Origin of the sequence: Paraburkholderia sp. JHI869 (genome assembly GCF_038900775.1) — a bacterium.
Taxonomy (GTDB): domain Bacteria; phylum Pseudomonadota; class Gammaproteobacteria; order Burkholderiales; family Burkholderiaceae; genus Paraburkholderia.
On record NZ_JAYMSC010000016.1, the window covers coordinates 16,711 to 32,680 of the forward strand.

General features: G+C 62.7%; 13 protein-coding genes. 7 read left to right on the forward strand and 6 right to left on the reverse strand.

Annotation, left to right across the window (positions count from 1 at the left end):
* Positions 1-23 precede the first annotated feature (23 nt).
* The 4 genes from VSR72_RS25010 to VSR72_RS25025 all read right to left on the reverse strand — a co-directional run bounded on the left by VSR72_RS25010 (position 24) and on the right by VSR72_RS25025 (position 5,718).
* Positions 24-1,526, reverse strand: coding sequence for an NCS1 family nucleobase:cation symporter-1 (locus VSR72_RS25010; RefSeq protein ID WP_342955035.1), 1,503 nt, complete (start codon positions 1,524-1,526; stop codon positions 24-26).
* A 59-nt stretch (positions 1,527-1,585) separates the two neighbouring features.
* The gene (preA, locus tag VSR72_RS25015; protein ID WP_342955036.1) at positions 1,586-2,863 is read right to left on the reverse strand and encodes an NAD-dependent dihydropyrimidine dehydrogenase subunit PreA; all 1,278 of its coding nucleotides are present in this window, start codon (positions 2,861-2,863) and stop codon (positions 1,586-1,588) included.
* 62 nt (positions 2,864-2,925) lie between these two features.
* A complete protein-coding gene (locus VSR72_RS25020; RefSeq protein WP_342955037.1) occupies positions 2,926-4,329 on the reverse strand; it encodes an NAD(P)-dependent oxidoreductase in 1,404 nt (467 codons plus the stop codon).
* Positions 4,330-4,452: 123 nt separating this feature from the next.
* On the reverse strand, positions 4,453-5,718 hold the full coding sequence (locus tag VSR72_RS25025) for a Zn-dependent hydrolase (RefSeq protein WP_342955038.1): 1,266 nt from the start codon (positions 5,716-5,718) through the stop codon (positions 4,453-4,455).
* A gap of 352 nt (positions 5,719-6,070) precedes the next feature.
* Here VSR72_RS25025 and VSR72_RS25030 point away from each other — a divergent pair, with 352 nt between their 5' ends.
* The 4 genes from VSR72_RS25030 to VSR72_RS25045 all read left to right on the forward strand — a co-directional run bounded on the left by VSR72_RS25030 (position 6,071) and on the right by VSR72_RS25045 (position 9,796).
* The gene (locus tag VSR72_RS25030; RefSeq protein ID WP_342955186.1) at positions 6,071-6,796 is read left to right on the forward strand and encodes a TetR/AcrR family transcriptional regulator; all 726 of its coding nucleotides are present in this window, start codon (positions 6,071-6,073) and stop codon (positions 6,794-6,796) included.
* 305 nt (positions 6,797-7,101) lie between these two features.
* The gene (locus tag VSR72_RS25035; RefSeq protein ID WP_342955039.1) at positions 7,102-7,590 is read left to right on the forward strand and encodes a MaoC family dehydratase; all 489 of its coding nucleotides are present in this window, start codon (positions 7,102-7,104) and stop codon (positions 7,588-7,590) included.
* The gene (gene phaC / locus VSR72_RS25040) at positions 7,587-9,266 is read left to right on the forward strand and encodes a class I poly(R)-hydroxyalkanoic acid synthase (RefSeq protein ID WP_342955040.1); all 1,680 of its coding nucleotides are present in this window, start codon (positions 7,587-7,589) and stop codon (positions 9,264-9,266) included. The genes VSR72_RS25035 and phaC overlap by 4 nt, the downstream gene beginning before the upstream one ends.
* An 89-nt stretch (positions 9,267-9,355) precedes the next feature.
* Complete coding sequence (locus tag VSR72_RS25045; protein WP_342955041.1) at positions 9,356-9,796, forward strand: hypothetical protein; 441 nt, start codon at positions 9,356-9,358, stop codon at positions 9,794-9,796.
* Between the two features lie 179 nt (positions 9,797-9,975).
* Here the strand turns inward: VSR72_RS25045 and VSR72_RS25050 are convergent, their stop codons facing one another.
* Both VSR72_RS25050 and VSR72_RS25055 read right to left on the reverse strand, forming a co-directional pair.
* Positions 9,976-10,866, reverse strand: a complete 891-nt coding sequence (locus tag VSR72_RS25050) for an alpha/beta hydrolase (RefSeq protein ID WP_342955042.1) — start codon at positions 10,864-10,866, stop codon at positions 9,976-9,978.
* Between the two features lie 30 nt (positions 10,867-10,896).
* Entirely contained in the window at positions 10,897-11,229 is a 333-nt protein-coding gene (locus VSR72_RS25055; protein WP_342955043.1) for a hypothetical protein, read from the reverse strand.
* A 226-nt stretch (positions 11,230-11,455) separates the two neighbouring features.
* Between VSR72_RS25055 and VSR72_RS25060 the strand changes: the two genes are divergently transcribed.
* From VSR72_RS25060 to VSR72_RS25070, 3 genes are all read left to right on the forward strand, one after another.
* A complete protein-coding gene (locus VSR72_RS25060) occupies positions 11,456-13,372 on the forward strand; it encodes an SMP-30/gluconolaconase/LRE-like region family protein (protein ID WP_342955044.1) in 1,917 nt (638 codons plus the stop codon).
* 89 nt (positions 13,373-13,461) lie between these two features.
* Positions 13,462-14,103, forward strand: a complete 642-nt coding sequence (locus VSR72_RS25065; protein ID WP_342955045.1) for a PadR family transcriptional regulator — start codon at positions 13,462-13,464, stop codon at positions 14,101-14,103.
* 2 nt (positions 14,104-14,105) lie between these two features.
* Positions 14,106-15,473: an NAD(P)/FAD-dependent oxidoreductase gene (locus tag VSR72_RS25070; RefSeq protein WP_342955046.1), complete on the forward strand. Its 1,368-nt coding sequence runs from the start codon at positions 14,106-14,108 to the stop codon at positions 15,471-15,473.
* Positions 15,474-15,970 lie beyond the last annotated feature (497 nt).

Here is a 15,970-nt window from a genome sequence, read left to right on the forward strand (position 1 = left end):
GAACGTATTCACGCTGCAATGTTTCATGCGCTCGCAACACTCGGGCGCCGGCTCTTGCCGAGCTTCATCATCACGCCGTAAACAAGCGCCGCAATGGCGAGCCCCACGAACCACGCGTAGGTGTAGATGCTCTTGAACGCGTCCGGCACAGAGGGAAACACGCTCGGGAATGCGGTGTTGAGAAAGCCCGGCAGGTTGGGCAGCACGCCCAGGACCAGCGCGATCACGGCAGCCAGGTTCCAGCCGTTCGTATACGCGTATTCGCCATTCTCCTCGAATAGCTCGGCCGTATTCAGGCGCGTGCCGCGAACGAGGAAATAATCGACGATGAGAATGCCCGCCACGGGGCCGAGCAGCGCCGAATAGCCAACGAGCCACGTGAAGATATAGCCCTGCGTGGTGGCGAGAATCTTCCACGGCATCATCACAATGGCAATGCCCGCGGTGATGAGTCCCCCCGCCTTGTACGAGATCGCCTTGGGCCAGAGGCTCGAAAAATCGTAGGCCGGTCCCACGAGATTGGCGGCGAGATTGCAGCACATCGTGTCGAGCGTGAGGATCACGAGCGCGATGCCCACGCCGACGCCTTCCATGCGGCTCGTCAGATCGATAGGGTCCCAGATCGCCTTGCCGTAAATCACCACCGTGGCCGAAGTCACGACCACGGAGACCACCGAAAGCAGCGCCATCGGAATCGGCAGACCGATGGCCTGCCCCACGAACTGATCCTTTTGGGTTTTCGCGAAGCGTGTGAAGTCGGGAATGTTGAGCGCTAGCGTGGCCCAGAAGCCCACCATCGCCGTGAGGCTCGGCCAGAACGTCGCCCAGAAGAGACCCGCCTTCTTGCCGCCCGCGGCGAACTGGGAAGGTTGCGAGAGCATCGAACCCACGCCGCCCGCCTTCGAACACGCCCACCACACGAGCACCACGCACATCACAACCTTGATGGGCGCGGACCAGCTTTCGAGCCAGCGGATCGAATCGGTGCCGTGCAGGATGAAATAGAGTTGCAGCACCCAGAACACGAGAAAGCAAGCGCCCTGGCCGATGGAGATGCCGAGAAACGGCAGTGCGTCGCCCACGAGCGCGTTGTGCGTGAGGATATTGGCGAGCGTATAGATCGCGCTGCCGCCCAGCCACGACTGGATGCCGTACCAGCCGCATGCCACGATGGCGCGCAGCATGGCCGGCAGCTTCGCCCCCTGCGTGCCAAACGAGGAGCGCACCAGCACCGCGTAGGGAATGCCGTATTTCGTGCCGGCGTGCCCGATCAGCAGCATCGGCACGAGCACGATGAGATTGCCGAGCAGCACCGTGAGCACGGACTGCCAGGGCGACATGCCCTGCTCGGTGAGACCGGCCGCGAGCATATACGAGGCGATATTCATCACCATGCCCACCCAAAGCGCCGCGAAGTGATACCAGCGCCACGTGCGTTGCGCAGCGCCGGTTGGCGCGAGATCGTCGTTGTATAACTCGCTCTCGGCGCGGCGCGCGCCGGCGTCGCCTGTCAATGGCTGACTCATGTTTGCGGTTCTCCGTGACTTGTCGTTGGTCTGGTTCGGCTCAGTGCTGCTTCAATGGGTCAGGCGGCTTTCGGGTCGACCACGCGCGCCGGGTTGTTCGGATGCGTGGTCCAGTTCGCGTAGCGGGCCGTGTCGACACGCTCCATCGTGATGCATTGGTCGACCGGGCAGACATGCATGCATAAATTGCACCCAACGCAGTTTGCGTCGACCACCTCGAAGTGACGCTTGCCGTCGCGCGTGGCGGTAATGGCCTGATGCGAGGTGTCCTCACAGGCGATATGGCACAGGCCGCACTGGATGCAGCGGTCCTGATCGATGCGCGCCTTGATGTCATAGTTGAGGTTGAGGTACTGCCAGTCGGTGACGTTGGGCACCGCGCGGCCGCGAATCGCGTCGAGATTCGCATAGCCCTTGTCGTCCATCCAGTTGGAGAGGCCGTCGATCATGTCGCTGACGATTCGGAATCCGTAATGCATTGCGGCGGTGCAGACCTGCACGCTTCCCGCGCCCAGCACAATGAATTCGGCGGCGTCGCGCCAGTCGGAAATGCCGCCGATGCCGGAGATAGGCAAGCCGTGCGTTTGCGGGTCGCGCGCGATTTCCGCGACCATGTGGAGCGCAATGGGCTTTGCGGCGGGGCCGCAGTAGCCGCCATGCGTGCCTTTGCCATCCACGGTGGGCAGCGGCGCCATCACGTCGAGATCGACGCCCACGATCGAGTTGATCGTATTGATGAGCGAGACGCCGTCCGCGCCGCCCTTCATCGCCGCGCGCGCGCCGTGGCGAATGTCGGTGACGTTGGGCGTGAGTTTCACCAGACAAGGCAGGCATGTGCCCTCCTTTACCCAGCGCGTGACCATTTCGATGTACTCGGGCACCTGCCCCACCGCCGCGCCCATGCCGCGCTCGCTCATGCCATGCGGGCAGCCAAAGTTGAGTTCCACCGCATCGGCGCCGGTGTCTTCCACGAGCGGCAGGATCCACTTCCAGTCCTGCTCGGTGCACGGCACCATCAGCGAGACGATGAGCGCCCGGTCGGGCCAGTCGCGCTTCACCTGCGCGATTTCCTTGAGGTTCACGTCGAGCGGCCGGTCGGTAATGAGCTCGATATTGTTCAGACCGGCGATGCGCTGGCCGCGCCACGTGGTCGCGCCATAGCGCGAGCTCACGTTCACTACGTGCGGGTCGAGACCGAGTGTTTTCCACACCACGCCGCCCCAGCCCGCCTCGAAGGCGCGGTTGACGTTGTAGGCCTTGTCGGTGGGCGGCGCGGAGGCGAGCCAGAACGGGTTGGGCGATTCAATGCCGGCAATCGTGCAGCGCAGGTCGGCCATGATGCGACTCCTTCGTATTGCCTGGATTCGGTGTGTTGTTGGTGCGACTCTGGCGGCGCGGCTCACGCCGCTTTGGCAGACTGACTCGCGAGATAGCGGTCGATCGCGCGCGCCGCGAGCTTGCCGTCCTGCACGGCCTGCACGGTGAGGTCGGTCGCGCCGTGACCTGCGCAGTCCCCGCCCGCGAATACGCCCTCGATGGACGTCGCGCCATCCGCGTCCACCGCGATACGCGCACCGCCTGCGGTAAGTTGCAGGGCGTCCAATCCAGCGAGGCCTTCAGGCACGAGCTTCTGGCCAATGGCCTTCAACACCATGTCGGCTTCCACACTGACGATTTCGCCGGTGCCGCGCAACGCGCCGCCGGCATCGAGGGCAGTACGCTCGAATTCGACGGCCTGCACGCGGGCGTCACCGCTGTCACCGCTAATACGCAGCGGTTTCATCCATTCAACCAGCACCACGCCCTGCGCGCGTGCGAATTCCTGCTCGGCCCATGTGGCGCTCATCTGCGCCGCGCCACGGCGATACGCGAGCGTCACCTGCTCCGCACCCAGCTTGCGGCTTTGCACGGCGGCGTCGATCGCCGTATTGCCGCCACCGATCACCACCACCTTGCGGCCCACCGCCAACGTAGAAAGATCGCCGGCTTCACGCAGACGCGCGATGAATTCCACGGCGTCGAGCACGCCATCGAGCGCTTCGCCTTCAATGGAAAGCGCTTGCGTGCCGCCGAGGCCCACGCCAATGAACACGGCGTCGTACGCGGCTCGCAATTCAGTGAGCGTGACGTCGCGGCCCAGACGCTGGCCCTGGCGCATTTCGATCCCGCCGATGGAAAGCAGCCATTGCACTTCGCGCTGCGCAAAGTCGTCGACGACCTTGTACGCCGCGATGCCGTATTCGTTGAGGCCGCCCGGCTTCTCGCGCGCGTCGAACACGCTCACGCGATGCCCGGCCAGCGCGAGCGTATGGGCGCAGGCGAGACCCGCCGGCCCGGCCCCGACCACCGCCACGCGGCGCCCCGTCTCGCTCGCGCGCTTGAAGAGCGGCGGCGCGCCGGCGGCTTCGCGAGCCATCTGGAAGTCGGTGGCGTGGCGCTGCAACGCACCGATCTGAACTGGTTCGCCATCCTGATGATTCCGAACGCATGCGCCTTCACAAAGAATCTCAGTGGGGCACACCCGTGCGCATGCGCCGCCCAGCGGGTTTGCGCTCAAGATATCGCGCGCCGCGCCCTTGAGATTGCCGTTGCCAATCTTGCGGATAAAGCCGGGAATGTCGATGCCGGTCGGGCAGGCCGCGACGCACGGCGCGTCATAGCAGTAATGACAGCGGTCGGCGGCAATCACGGCCGCATTGGGGGAAAGCGGCGGCGCGACGTCCGCGAAGTTGCAGCCTAGCTGCTCGGCGGTGAGGCGGCCAGGTACGATGCCGTCGGCGGCATTCGAGTTGGGCTGGGACATCCGGATGCTCCTTGCGAGGCAAAACACGGGTCCGCCGGCTGCGTGGGATGCGCGCAGCCGGTACGTGGGGACAACGGGAAAGACAACGCGGCTCCTGGTCCGCTTGCTTTTGCTTCAGCGGCGTCAGCCGGGTTCGCTCGCGCGTTCGAGCATGGCGTGCAGCAACACGTTCGCACCCGCCTCGATCCAATCGATCGTCGCGTCCTCGACCTCGTTGTGGCTAATGCCGTCAATACACGGCACGAACACCATCGAAGTCGGCGCGACCGTCGCGAGATAGCACGCGTCGTGGCCCGCGCCCGAAACGATCTCGCGGTTCGAGTAGCCAAAGCGCTCCGCCGCCGCGCGCACGGAGTTCACGCAGGCCTTGTCGAACGGCACCGGCGCGTAGTAGAAAATCTGCTCGACCTGCGTTTCCAGCTTGCCTTGCTCTGCAATCCTCGCAATGCCTTCGCGCAGTTCGGCGTCCATTTTCGCGAGCACGTCGTCCAGCGGATGGCGAAAATCGACGGTGAAAAACACACGCCCCGGAATCACGTTGCGCGAGTTCGGATGCACCTGCATCATGCCGACCGTGGCGCAGGCTAGCGGCGCGTGGCGCAAGCCGATTTCGTTCACGAGCTGCACGACGCGCGAGGCACCCAGCAACGCGTCACGTCGGCGCGGCATGGGCGTGGGGCCCGCGTGCGCCTCCTGGCCCGTGAGCACGACTTCGTACCAGCGCTGGCCCTGTGCGTCCGTCACGACGCCGATGGTCTTGTTTTCGGCTTCGAGGATCGGCCCCTGCTCGATATGCAGCTCGAACGCCGCGTGAATCTTGCGCCCGCCGCACGGCAATTCGCCCGCGTAGCCGATGCGCTGCAATTCCTCGCCGATGGTCTTGCCATCGACATCCTTGCGCGAGAGCCCGTAGTCGAGCGTAAAAACGCCTGCGAACACGCCGGAGGCGACCATGGCCGGCGCGAAACGCGAGCCTTCCTCGTTGGTCCAGATCACCGTTTCGACAGGGCGCTCGGTTTGAATGCCGTGGTCGTTGAGCGAACGAATCACTTCGAGCCCGCCCAGCACGCCATAGATGCCGTCGAATCGCCCGCCTGTGGGCTGCGAGTCGGCGTGCGAACCGGTCATCACGGGCGGCAAGTCGTTGTTGCGCCCCGCGCGGCGCATGAAGACGTTGCCCATCTTGTCGACGCTCACCGTGCAGCCCGCCTCCTTCGCCCATTGCACGACGAGGTCGCGCCCCGCTTTATCCAGGTCCGTGAGCGCGAGACGGCATACGCCGCCCTTGGGCGTGGCGCCGATTTTCGCCATCTCCATGAGGCTGTCCCACAAACGCTGGCCGTTCACATGGATCGCGGTCGTCAGCGCGGCTTCGCTTACTGCGTTCATGCGTGTCCTCCTGTGCGTGTTCGTGTTCGTCAAACGTGCATTCGCGCCACCTTCTGGGGCGGGAAGGGCCAAGGCGGTGCATGCCTCGATGGCGCTTCGCGGCTCCCGAATCCTCGCTTTGCGAATCCTGTCCGATTGGACAGGTTGTAGGCGATAAACTTCGCGAATTCAATACGGTGTTACCAGCGAGAAGCGTGCCATCGATGCTGCAGTGCGCGAAAACGCCCCCGCGCTCCGCGCGTTTTCCCCAAGGGCGGTGAATGCACGAGGTGCTTACATCGTGACTACAATGAAGCCGACATGGGTGCGCAAGCCCTGCGCCGCCTCTTCCCTTCCGAACGGACCGACCACCATGCGCGACGACGAACCCACCACGCGAGCCGCGGCTCACGCGATACGCGGCACAGCGCACGAGCGGGAAGCCGCTGACGCAACGCACAAGCCGCGCCGGCGCAAAGCCGCCATACGCGAATCGAACGAGGCGCATCTGCTCGCTTGTGCCGAGGCCGTGTTCGCCGAGCGCGGCTTCGAAGGCGCGAGCACGGCGCTGATCGCCGAGCGCGCGGGTTTGCCGAAGGCCAATCTGCACTACTACTTCCCGACCAAGCTCGCGCTCTACTGGCGCGTGCTCGACGATCTGTTCGAGGAATGGAACGCGGCTGCGAACACCTTCGACGCGAGCGACGATCCGGTCGAGGCCATTGGCGGCTACGTGCGCGCAAAGATGGAACTCTCGCGGCGCAGGCCGCTCGGCTCGAAGGTGTGGGCGAACGAGATCATTAGTGGTGCGACGCATATGCAGGACATCCTGCTCAAGCGCGTGAAACCGTGGATGGAAACGCGCGTGACGCTGATCGATCGCTGGATTGCGGAAGGATTGCTCGCCCCCGTCGATCCGAAAGCGCTGCTTTTCATGATCTGGGCGACCACGCAGCACTATGCCGATTTCGAGGCGCAAATTCGCGCACTCTCGGGCAAGCGCGCGCTTTCGACTGCGGGGTTCGAGGCGAGCACCGAGGAAGTGGTGCGATTGATTTTGCGCGCGAGCGGCGCGCGCTCGCCCGGCGCTTTGAGCTAAGCAACGGTCGCGCGCCGCTCATTGCGTGCCGCTTACGTCCCTTTTTGCGCCCTTTCTGGCAAACGCTGAATCAAACGATGGCGCGAAATATTAAAATCATGGCGCTCAATCCTAAATGCGTAATCCGCGTTTGCCGTATCGTGCAATTTCAACGACGAACCCCGTACCGACGACACTTCGTGTGAAGAATCAAGACACGTAGGTCGGGTCGCGACAGCACTCTCTGCGCCGCTACGCGAGACGATCGCCTTCCCCGCAAGGATCAACAAGACGGCTGAGCGATCACCATATACTTAGGATCACATATGAATGATATTGCAGGATACGACTTCGAAGATCTGGCGCCAGGGATGAGCGCGAGCTTCGCCAAGACCATTACCGACGCGGATATCGTGCTGTTTGCCGGTGCGTCGGGCGACAACAACGCCGTGCACATCGATGAAGAGTTTTCGCGCAAAACGCCCTTCAAGGGACGCATTGCGCACGGCATGCTCAGTGCAAGCATTATCTCCGCGGCCATCGCCGGCCGGTTGCCCGGTCCAGGCACGATCTACCTCGGGCAGAACCTGCGCTTCAAGGCGCCGGTCAGGCCCGGCGATACGGTGCAAGCCACGGTGACGGTACGCGAACTCATCGCGGGCAAGCGCCGGGTTGTACTGGACACCGTCTGCACCGTGCAAGGCAAGGTTGTCATCGACGGTGACGCGCTCGTCATGCCCACCTCGCGCGCGGATCGCGCCATCGAAGCGCCCGGCACAGGCGCCGTCACGAATGAAGCTGTGGAACGGGCATGAGCAATCACTTCAACATGCCCGATGAGGTCGCGCACGGATTTTCCCGCTCGGCGAAGGACTTCCTGAACGCGCTGGCCGGCATCCCCGCCAGCGCAGCCGTTGCGCCGGCCGCACTGCATCAAGCCGGCACTCGCTATTGGGAGCAGCAGTGGGCGCTGTGGACGAACATGCTGAACCCTCAGCATGAAGGCAGCGAGGCACGCCGCGACCAACGGTTTCGGGCGGACGAGTGGACCAGCAACGCCTGGTACAACCTGCTGCGGCAAAACTACCTGGCCAACGCGGGGCTGCTCGAAGACATGGTCGGCGCGACAGGCTACAACGCAGGCGAAAAGCACAGACTGCGCTTTTTCATGCGCCAGTTCATCGATGCAGCCAGCCCCACCAACTACGCGGCGACCAATCCCGAGGCGATCCGCATGGCCATCGAGTCGAACGGCGAAAGCCTTCGAACCGGAATGAACAACCTGTTCGGAGACCTCGCGCGCGGCACCATTACGATCACGGACGAAGCCGCCTTCGAGGTGGGTCACAACGTTGCCGTCTCCAAAGGCGCAGTGGTCTTCGAAAACGCCCTGTTTCAGCTGATCCAGTACGCGCCGCTCGGCACACACGTAGCGAAGCGCCCTTTGCTGATTGTGCCGCCTTGCATCAACAAGTTCTATATTCTCGACCTTCAGCCTGAAAACTCCTTTGTGCGCTTCGCTGTCGAGCGGGGACAAACGGTGTTCATGGTCTCGTGGCGCAACCCCGATGCGGAAACGGCGGATACGACGTGGGACGACTATCTGGAATCGGGCGTGATGGAAGCCATCGATGTCGCGCTTGCGATCACCGGTGCGGACAAGGTCAACACGGTAGGCTGGTGTGTCGGCGGGACGATCCTCTCTTCGGCGCTTGCGGTGATACGCGCGCGCGAAGAAGACAAGGTTGCCAGCCTGACGCTTCTGACGACCATGCTCGACTTCACCGATCCAGGCGATCTCGGTGTGTTCATCGACGAGCAAACTGTGGCGCAGCGTGAGCACGCGATAGGAAGTGGCGGCATTTACCCTGGCCGCGAACTCGGCTTCGTGTTCCAGATGTTGCGCGCCAACGATCTGATCTGGCCTAATTTCATCAACAACTATTTGAAGGGAAAGAGCCCTGCCGCGTTCGACCTGCTCTACTGGAACGCCGATAGCACCAACCTGCCTGGCCCGATGTACACCTGGTATTTGCGCAACATGTACCTCGAAAACAATCTGCGCGTGCCCGGAAAGCTCAGCATGTGCGGTGAGCCGGTCGATCTGGGCCGAATCGACATGCCGGCCTACGTGCTGGCGACCCAGGAGGATCACATCGTTCCGTGGCAATCGGCGTGGCGCAGCACCCAGCTTCTTGGCGGCGAATCCCGGTTCGTGCTCGGCGCAAGCGGGCACATCGCCGGCGTCATCAATCCGGCGACAAAGAACAAACGGTGCTATTGGGTGAACAGCGAGCCTGAGGGTAGCAGTAGCGCCGATGAATGGTTCGCCTCTTCCCAGCAGGCTTCTGGCACCTGGTGGAACCACTGGATCGAGTGGCTGCAACCGCACGCAGGCGGCCAGGTCAAGGCGCGTACGAAGCTGGGAAGCACGAAGTTTCGGCCAATCGAGCCCGCACCCGGGCGCTACGTCAAGGCTCGGGCGGCTTGAGGATCACGTGCACGAGCGGTCATCGCACGTGCTACGTTATCCTGACTACCTCAAACTGACCAAACACATGCAGATGCGCTACCACCTGCATGAGTTCCGCGACGCATCGACCCAATGCCGATGCGTCCGCCTCGAAGCGCAAAGCGCGGATTGCCAGCCGGTCCGGGTCTCGAAGCGCGTTGGCAAGCAATCGCAACGCACGAACCGCTGACTCGACAGACGCGGCGGCTGGCGAGCGCAAGATGCGCTTGCAGCGTATCATCAAGGCACACGGCTACCCCCTGCCAATGTTGCGCTCGCAACCGTTGGCCTTCTGGTTCGCTCATCGCCATGGCCGCTCGAAGCCGAAGCTCGGCAATGCCCTGGGCGATCGCCAGGCGGCGATCTGCCAGCGCAACCGCGGTGGAGCTATCGAAGTCCAGAGGAATGTCCAGATCCAGATCCCCCAGTTGATCGCACAGGCGTGCGATTTCCGGGCGGGCCGATGGACGCCACGTATCCCAACCGCGAGACTTCCTGGGAACCAGTGACGCGCCGCGTCCCTGCCGCCGCGTGTCGCTTCGTTACCCGCTTTGACTGGATTGGCCTTCACGGCTCCCCACAAAGGCGCTTGAATACACCGAAACCTAAGGTCGATGCGACCATCTTCGCGATCGGTCTCTCGCAGAAGCGTTGAATTCCCATTGTGAGTCAACGCCAATAATTGCCATTACGCGTTCTGTTCGACAAAGCGCAAAATAGCGTTCGCGACGTCGTCGTGTGCTTCTCGCTGCGGAAAGTGGCCGATTCCATCCAGCACCACGCGCTGATAGGGACCAGAAAAGAAGCGCTCCTTTCCTGCGGAAGTATCCGGGTGATTGCAGCCGTCGGCCCCGCCGTGCAACACCAGCGTGGGAACCGACAATACGAGCGCCGGATTCAACTTCGCTTCGTCATCCGCGTAAAACGGGTGACCCGGCACGAACCCCCACCGATGCCGATAGGAATGCAGAACGACTGCCGCCCAGTCGGGGTTATCAAACGCACTCGCGGCTTCATTGAAGTCCGCCTCCGTGAACCATCCAGCCGGCGACCAGGTCTCCCACATCAAATGCGTAAAGGCACGTCGATCGTTTTCGATTGCGCGTTGCCCGCGCGGCGTGGCCATGAACCAGTGATACCAGTAGTTACGCGCCTGCGTATAGCTCAAGCTCTGCTGCGGGTCATTCGTGCCGTACCCCACCGACATCATGACCAGATGGGATGCAACGTCGTCGCGCAGGCCGCAGACATTGGCCACGGTGCGCGCGCCCCAATCGTGACCGACAAGAAGCGGGCGTTTCAGACCCAAGGCGTCGATGAACTCCAGCAGATCTCTTCCCAGCGCGGCCAGTTCGCCGCTGACCGGTGTTTCGACGTCGCGAAAGCGCGTGGTACCGAACCCGCGAAGTGCCGGACACAAGACCCGATAGCCACTATCTGCCAGGCGCGCAGCAAAGTTGCGCCAACATTCGGGACTATCGGGCCAACCGTGCATCAGCACCGCCGTGCGCTTGCCGGTTGGATTCCACTCGAGATAGCCCACGGTCAAGAGTCGCGTATTTACAAACGAGTATTCCATCGTGCCCTCCTTAAGGCGGGAAATTGAGCACTAGTCAATGAAGGGGCGCTGCAATCCCTCTTCGTTGCGTTGCGTTATCCCTTCGAATGTTGCGGCAGCACCGATCGAAAGTGTTCCGTAAATCGCGCATGCTTGCGGGGCCGAACGGCCTTCGCCAAAGGTCATGATCTCGCAATTGGCGAGTATCGACAGACGCGCCATAAATGTCTTGAACAAAATCACCAGACCGGAGAAGTGCCGGCTCAGGCCCTTCCCCGGATTCGGCCAGGGAGCTTGTACGCGTTCGGATAAACATGACGCGGCGAAAGTAGTAATAGTTGCGCGATTGAGACTGCGATCAACCGTCACGCCAGCGACACGCATTTGCCATAATCGATTCAATATGCATATCGGGCGACGCGAAAGTCGCACTGCGTATTTATCTCAACCTGTGAATACATTACACCGCTAATCGCGATTTACTGACTACACTCCATATACACACGCGCACAAAGCACGACCTGCCGAATGCGGCGTGGCTTCCATATCAGTCAGTCTATGCGCCGCGATTCACGCAATCGCGGTGCGACGCCTTTGGGAATCACTGCGCATGTTCAAATGCCAGATCCGCGCAGCATTGCTGGGGCTTTGCGTCGCCGCCATTGCGCCCGCCGGGCACGCGCAATATACGACCGACTGGCTCGCAAACACGTTCGGCACCCTGCCCGCACACGTCGGCAACGGCGCACGCTCGATGTGGGTCGCACCCGAGGGAGTCATTTATACGTCATCGCGCTGGGACGAAAACGCGGGCGGCGTCGCGCTCTACCAGAACGGCGCCACGCTCGGCACCATCGGTGCGCACGACGAGTTCCAGGGCAGTGCGATCACGGGCAACGCAACGTCGATCTTCGTGGCGCTCGGTTATAGCCGGGCGTTCGGCAGCGGTTCGGTGGGCCGCTACAGCCGAAGCACGAAAACGCGCGACCTTCGCATTGCGGTGAGCACGTGGACCGGAATCCAGAACGCGGACGTAATCACGAGTCTCGCGACCGCGGGCACTCTGCTCTACGCAAGCGACTACTACGGCAATCGCGTCAGGGTGTATACGACCGACGGCGTCTGGCAACGCGACATCGGCGTCCAGCAACCCGGCGCACTCGCAGTCGACGGTGCAGGCAACGTGTGGGTCGCGCGCGAAAACGCAGGCGTGATCGCGCAGTTCAGTCCGGCTGGCGCGCCGCTGACCACGATTCAGATGGCCGCAGGCGCCCGGCCATCGGCACTCGATTTCGACGCGGCGACGAATCAGTTGCTCGTTGGCGACGAGGGACCCGACATGAACATCAAGTGTTATGCCCTGACCGGTGTGCCGGCGCTAGTCGGCACGTTCGGCGTGCAGGGCGGCTATCTCGACACCACGACGGGCATCAAGGGGCAGGTCGGCGACAAGCGCTTCACGCGCGTCGTCGGTATCGGCAAGGACGCAGCCGGCAATCTGTACGTGCTCAATAACGCGTGGGGCGGCGACTGGGATCTCGGGCGCAACGGCAGCACCGACATTCATTCGTACAACTCATCAGGTACGTTGCAGTGGACCTTGCAGGCGCTCAATTTCGAGGCGATCGCGGCACCCGACCCGGCAACGGATGGCGCAAACTTCTACAGCGGCAACAGCCTCTACACGGGAACGTCAGGCGGCACCTTCGTCGCGAATACGATCGATCCGTTCACGTGGCCGAAGGATCCGCGGCTGAACATGAACGACTATCAGCGCGGCCAGCTGTTCGGGCAACTCGTGGTGGTGGGCGGCAACCGCATTCTCGTCGCCTCCGGTCAAAATCCCGACACCTTCAACTTCTTTCATTTTCAGCCGTCGAGCGGGTATATCGCCATTCCCGACGGGTCGATTCCGGGCAAGGCGTTCAATACGAATACGAAGGTGACGGGCGGCTTCGCAATCGACGACAACGGCGACGTCTGGGCCGGCCTCGAGCGCACCAATCAGATATCCCACTACCCGCTGACGGGCTTCGACGCGAACGGCAAGCCGTCGTGGGGCGCAGCCAGCGCGATTCAGATTCCGCGCACGGTGCGCCCGCTCACGCGGATCATCTATCAGTCGGAGAGCGACACGATGATCCTCGCGCAAGGCATTGCGGGAAGCTGGGACTGGACAGCCATGAACGGGCACATCGAGGTCTATCACGGGTGGAAGGCGGGCAACACGAACGCACCGGGCCCGGTGATCGACCTCACGAGCCCGAATCCGAAGTCGATCGCGGCGGCCGGCCACTACCTGTTCGTCGGCTACGTGCACACGGTGCCGAATATCGACGTGTTCGACCTCGCCACCGGCAGTCTCGTCATCACATTGACGAACTCGAATCCCACCGCAATGGATGTCGGCAACGACGTGGATTCGATGTATGGCATTCGCGCGTATCTGCGTTCGACCGGCGAATACGTGATCACCAAAGACAATTACAACGGATCGAGCATCGTGGTTTATCGCTGGCACCCCTGAGCGCCTGCTTTTGACGGACGCTTGCGCGCTTCCTTGCATTCCCGCGCATCTAGTCATAATATAACTATACACAAAGATACTAGCCCGCCATGCTTCGACATTCGCCCCTCGCCCTTGCCGTTCTCGCCATGCTGACGGAGGCGCCGATGCATCCCTACCGGATGCAGCAGCTCATCAAGGCACGCGGCAAGGACGAAGTCGTCAACGTGCGGCAGCGCAACAGTCTTTACCAGACGATCGACCGGCTGTTGCGCGGCGACCTGATCGCCGTTCGGGAAACAGAGCGCGACGGCGCGTTTCCCGAACGTACGATCTATGAAATCACCGACGCTGGGCGCGACACCGCCCGGCTGTGGCTGCGCGAACAGCTCGCGCAGCCCGCGCGCGAATTCCCGGCGTTTCCTGCGGCGCTCTCGCTCTTGCCCCTGCTGCCGCCCGACGACGCCCGCCGCCAGCTCGAAACGCGCGTGGCGGCCCTCGCGCGCGAACTCGCCCGCATGGACACCTTGTACGCGAGCGCTGAGGCGATGCAGGTGCCCCGTCTTTTCCTGCTCGAAGGCGAACTCATGCGAGCGGCGCTCAAGACCGAGCTCGACTGGGTCACGAGCGTCGTGGGCGACCTGCAAGCCGGCAACCTCACGTGGAGCGAGCCGTGGCTGCGCGAACTCGCCGAGCGTTTCGCACCGCCCTCCGACGCGCCTGCAGCGCGCGAATCATCGAAGGAGAAGTAGCCATGTCGCACTTCAGCGTCCAGCCTCCGCTCTCGGTCATGATCATTGGCGCGGGAACCGGCGGCCTGTGTCTCGCACACGGCCTGCAACGCGCCGGCATCGATGTTCAGGTGTACGAACGGGATCGCACGCGCGTCGACGGTCTGCAAGGCTATCGCGTCGGCATCGATCCGCACGGCGTCGCCGCCCTGAAGGCCGCGCTGCCGCCTGAACTCTTCGCAACGTTCCTCGCCACCTGCGCGCGCACGCCGGGCTACTTCAACATGCTCACCGAGCGCATGTCGGAACTGCTGTCGGTCGGGATCGGCGCAAGCGAGATCGATGGCGGAAAATCCGTGAGCCGTATGACGCTGCGCCAGGTCTTGCTCACAGGCCTCGAAAACCGCGTGCATTTCGACAAGACCTTCGTCGAATACGAGCAGCACGCCGATGGCCGCGTGACTGCGCGCTTTGCCGATGGAACGAGCGCGAGCGCCGATGTGCTCGTCGGCGCCGACGGCGCGCGTTCGAAGGTACGCAGGCAACTGTTGCCGCACGCGAGGCTCGAGAACACCGGCATCGTGAGCATTGCTGCCAAGGTGCCGATGACCGAAGAAAACCGCCAGCTGCTGCCGCCCAAGGTACTGAACGGCATCACGCTGATCTCGGCGCCGAAGGGCTATGGCGCAATCATCCACGTGATGGAATTCAACTGGGACCAGGGCGGCGCCAAATCCGGTATTGGCGGCAACGATGCAGCGTTGATCGCGCGCTGGCCGGGCCTGCTCTACGACAACACAAACGACTACCTGATGTGGGGCGTTTGGGGCGCGCGCCGCAACGTCCCCGCGGATCCGATGAAGCTCGAAGCGCCGGCCCGCCTCGCGCTCGCCATGCAGATGACCGACGGCTGGCATCCGAATCTGCGCGCGTTGATTCGCGCATCGGACCTCTCGACGACGTTCGCCCTGGACGTGCGCACGTCGGTGCCGGTCGAGCCCTGGCCAGCCTCGAACGTTACCGTGCTCGGCGATGCAATCCATTTGATGACGCCGGGTAGAGGTGTTGGTGCGAATACGGCGCTGCGCGATGCGCAACTGCTCGGCGCACAACTCGTGCGGGTTGCGCGCGGCGAGTTGCCGCTAGTGGACGCTGTCGCCGGCTATGAAACACAGATGCGCCGCTACGGATTTCACGCGGTCGCCGAATCGCGCAAGCAGTTCGACGAGCGCGACGCGATCCATCGACCCATAGTCGGACGCTTCGCGCTCGGCGCGATGCGCACGGCAATGCGCGTCGTCAACAATGTGCCGCCATTGAAGCGCCGCATGATCGATTCGGAAAACCGCTTTCGCGGCAGCGAGGAGGAAAACGCCGTGGCATTGCATTAGGGCGCGCTGCCGGGCCTGACCCCGCTCAAGTCCGGTTCAAGCCTGCGTCTCGTCTTCCTCGTCTTTCTCGTCTAATCGAAAGCGTTGATTGAAAGCGCTTTGTTTGTCTGCGCCTACCATCGCCCTGCTGCGGCATGCCGGCCAACGCCATTCACTAGCATTTCTTCGCCAACGCATTGCATCGCCAGTGCAAGCCTCGACAATCAACATGTAGGCTGCGTCGTTTACAGGATGCACATCGTACAAATCACATTTGCTTCGCAATCCGAATCAAATGACGGATGACTTGCTTTTCCAATCGCCGTATTCTTCAGCGATACGTCTTGCACTCCGGCAATCACAGGCGCAGGCGCAATGTTGATAGTTCTTCTGAACAATGCCGACGATCCGCACCCGGGGGCGCGCGTCGCGGCATATCGCTTGCGCGGCTGTTGAACAACGCGCGCAGCGGCTTTGCGCGGGCAAGGTGCGCTTTTGAGGCAGCTTGCGCGAATAGG

Coding starts and splice junctions, on each gene's coding strand:
- VSR72_RS25010 (WP_342955035.1), bottom strand. CDS start 1,526: ATGAGTCAGCCATTGACAGGCGACGCCGGCGCGCGCCGCGCCGAGAGC.
- preA (WP_342955036.1), bottom strand. CDS start 2,863: ATGGCCGACCTGCGCTGCACGATTGCCGGCATTGAATCGCCCAACCCG.
- VSR72_RS25020 (WP_342955037.1), bottom strand. CDS start 4,329: ATGTCCCAGCCCAACTCGAATGCCGCCGACGGCATCGTACCTGGCCGC.
- VSR72_RS25025 (WP_342955038.1), bottom strand. CDS start 5,718: ATGAACGCAGTAAGCGAAGCCGCGCTGACGACCGCGATCCATGTGAAC.
- VSR72_RS25030 (WP_342955186.1), top strand. CDS start 6,071: ATGCGCGACGACGAACCCACCACGCGAGCCGCGGCTCACGCGATACGC.
- VSR72_RS25035 (WP_342955039.1), top strand. CDS start 7,102: ATGAATGATATTGCAGGATACGACTTCGAAGATCTGGCGCCAGGGATG.
- phaC (WP_342955040.1), top strand. CDS start 7,587: ATGAGCAATCACTTCAACATGCCCGATGAGGTCGCGCACGGATTTTCC.
- VSR72_RS25045 (WP_342955041.1), top strand. CDS start 9,356: ATGAGTTCCGCGACGCATCGACCCAATGCCGATGCGTCCGCCTCGAAG.
- VSR72_RS25050 (WP_342955042.1), bottom strand. CDS start 10,866: ATGGAATACTCGTTTGTAAATACGCGACTCTTGACCGTGGGCTATCTC.
- VSR72_RS25055 (WP_342955043.1), bottom strand. CDS start 11,229: ATGCGTGTCGCTGGCGTGACGGTTGATCGCAGTCTCAATCGCGCAACT.
- VSR72_RS25060 (WP_342955044.1), top strand. CDS start 11,456: ATGTTCAAATGCCAGATCCGCGCAGCATTGCTGGGGCTTTGCGTCGCC.
- VSR72_RS25065 (WP_342955045.1), top strand. CDS start 13,462: ATGCTTCGACATTCGCCCCTCGCCCTTGCCGTTCTCGCCATGCTGACG.
- VSR72_RS25070 (WP_342955046.1), top strand. CDS start 14,106: ATGTCGCACTTCAGCGTCCAGCCTCCGCTCTCGGTCATGATCATTGGC.